General features: G+C 58.5%; 4 protein-coding genes. 3 read left to right on the top strand and 1 reads right to left on the bottom strand.

Annotated elements, in window-relative coordinates; all coding sequences use genetic code 11:
• Window positions 1-5 precede the first annotated feature (5 nt).
• From D8U18_RS26915 to D8U18_RS26925, 3 genes are all read left to right on the top strand, one after another.
• On the top strand, window positions 6-947 hold the full coding sequence (locus tag D8U18_RS26915; RefSeq protein WP_177435069.1) for a polyprenyl synthetase family protein: 942 nt from the start codon (window positions 6-8) through the stop codon (window positions 945-947).
• 177 nt (window positions 948-1,124) lie between these two features.
• Window positions 1,125-1,466, top strand: a complete 342-nt coding sequence (locus D8U18_RS26920; protein ID WP_028624609.1) for a zinc ribbon domain-containing protein YjdM — start codon at window positions 1,125-1,127, stop codon at window positions 1,464-1,466.
• A gap of 207 nt (window positions 1,467-1,673) precedes the next feature.
• Complete coding sequence (locus D8U18_RS26925; protein ID WP_131109055.1) at window positions 1,674-1,931, top strand: hypothetical protein; 258 nt, start codon at window positions 1,674-1,676, stop codon at window positions 1,929-1,931.
• 113 nt (window positions 1,932-2,044) lie between these two features.
• Here the strand turns inward: D8U18_RS26925 and D8U18_RS26930 are convergent.
• The coding region (locus tag D8U18_RS26930) for an FKBP-type peptidyl-prolyl cis-trans isomerase (RefSeq protein ID WP_131109057.1) at window positions 2,045-2,425 on the bottom strand (381 nt) is incomplete at its 5' end.

Genomic DNA, 2,425 nt, shown 5'->3' on the forward strand with positions numbered 1-2,425 from the left:
GCGCGGTGGCGGACGATTTTAGCGCCGTCGACGGCATCATCAAGAAGCAGCTGACTTCCCGAGTGCCGCTGGTATCGAAAATCGGCGATTACATTACCTCGGCCGGCGGCAAGCGCCTGCGTCCTTTATTGGTGCTGCTGTCTGGCAAGGCCCTGGGACGTGAAGGCGATGACCTGCGACTGCTGGCCGCCACCATCGAATTCCTGCACACCGCTACCTTGCTGCATGACGACGTGGTCGATATGTCCGGCATGCGCCGAGGCCGCTCGACCGCCAACGCCATGTGGGGCAATGCACCCAGCGTACTGGTCGGCGACTTCCTGTATTCGCGCTCATTCGAAATGATGGTCGAACTGGGCTCCATGCCCGTGATGAAGATCCTTTCGCAAGCCACGCGCATCATCGCCGAAGGCGAAGTCTTGCAGCTGTCGAAGGTTCGTGACGCCAGCACCACCGAAGAAACCTACATGGAAGTCATCCGCGGCAAAACCGCGATGCTCTTCGAAGCCTCGACCCACAGCGCCGCCGCCCTGGCCGGCGCAACGCCCGAGCAGAGCGAAGCACTGCGCATGTTCGGCGATCACCTGGGCGTGGCTTTCCAACTGGTCGACGACCTGCTCGACTATAAAGGCGATGCCGAAACCCTGGGCAAGAACGTCGGTGACGATCTGGCCGAAGGCAAGCCGACCCTGCCGCTGATCTACACCATGCGCGAAGGCACGCCGGAACAGGCCGCCCTGGTGCGCAAGGCGATCCAGAAAGGCGGCATCGAAGACCTGGAGAGCATCCGCGTAGCCGTGGAAGCCTCGGGCTCGCTGGAATACACCGCACAACTGGCTCGCGATTATGTGGCCCGAGCGATCAAATGCCTCGAAGTGCTGCCGCCGAGCGAGTATCGCGATGCGCTGGTTGAACTGAGCGAGTTTTCGGTAGCCCGCACGCACTGATACTCCCTTCGTAGGAGCGAGGCTTGCCGCGAAGGCAATTTGTCAGTCAAATTGATGTCGACTGGTAGATCGCCTTCGCGGACAAGCTTCGCCCCTACAATTCATGTGTCGCCCCTCACCCGCTAAAAACCCTATACAATGTGCGCTTTTTAGCGATCCTGAATCCAAGGAGCCTTAGTGAGCACGTTGCCACCCTGCCCGAAATGCAATTCCGAATACACCTATGAAGACGGCGCCCAGCTGATCTGCCCTGAGTGCGCCCACGAATGGTCCGCCACCGGCGAAGCCGAAGCGGCATCCGATGACGCGGTGAAAAAGGATTCGGTCGGCAACGTCCTGCAGGACGGCGACACCATTACCGTGATCAAGGACCTCAAGGTCAAGGGCACGTCCCTGGTGGTCAAGGTCGGCACCAAGGTCAAGAACATCCGCCTGTGCGATGGCGATCACGACATCGACTGCAAGATCGACGGCATCGGCCCGATGAAACTCAAATCCGAGTTCGTCAGAAAAGTCTGATATTGCTGTATTCCATCCCGCGCCAAGCGTGGGATGGTGCTTCGCCCTCTCCCGTCCCGCCCAGCAATTTCACGCAATAGCCAAAGGCCAGTCATTTTGACCTTACGCAATCTTTACCCGGAAAAAAGCGCAAACCTCTAATCGATCCTTGCTATTTATTGAATAGGAATTATTCTCATTGAAAACCATCAATGGAGATGAGAACCCATGACTTATTTGATCGATGCCTGGCTGGATCGCCCGCACCCTTACCTCAGGATCCTTCATCGGGAAACCGGGGAAGTCTGTGCCGTACTGGAAGAGGAAGCGTTGAACGAACTTCAGGATCAGGGTGACCTGGACCTCAACGGCTTGAGCTCAATCGAGCCTGTGGTGCTCAAGGAAGTGGTGCGCAACCTGTTTCTGTTCTGCTATGCGCGGGCGTTGCGCCCTTCGCATGATCTGCAGCACAAGTTGGAACTATGAAAAACGCAAAACCTGTAGGAGCCGGCTTGCTGGCGATGCAGTCACCTCGGTCCAGACTTCAAACCGGGTAGATCCAATTCGCCAGCAAGCCGGCTCCTACAGGCAGGGCAGTCTTACAGAACGTCGAGCAGTTCGACGTCGAACACCAGAACGCTGTGCGGCGGAATGCTGCCAACGCCTTGAGCGCCGTAAGCCAGTTCACTCGGCACGTACAGGCGCCATTTGCTGCCGGCATTCATCAGTTGCAGGGCTTCGGTCCAGCCAGCGATCACGCCGCCAACCGGGAATTCTGCAGGCTGGCCACGCTCGTAGGAGCTGTCGAACACAGTGCCGTCGATCAGGGTACCGTGGTAGTGAGTACGCACGGTGTCTTCACGGGATGGCTTGGCGCCTTCACCGGCAGTCAGTACTTCGAACTGCAGGCCGGAAGCCAGGGTGGTGATGCCGTCACGCTTGGCGTTTTCAGCCAGGAAGGCCAGGCCTTCGCCAGCGGC

The organism is Pseudomonas sp. Sample_10 (genome assembly GCF_004321495.1).
GTDB lineage: Bacteria > Pseudomonadota > Gammaproteobacteria > Pseudomonadales > Pseudomonadaceae > Aquipseudomonas.

Coding starts and splice junctions, on each gene's coding strand:
- D8U18_RS26925 (WP_131109055.1), top strand. CDS start 1,674: ATGACTTATTTGATCGATGCCTGGCTGGATCGCCCGCACCCTTACCTC.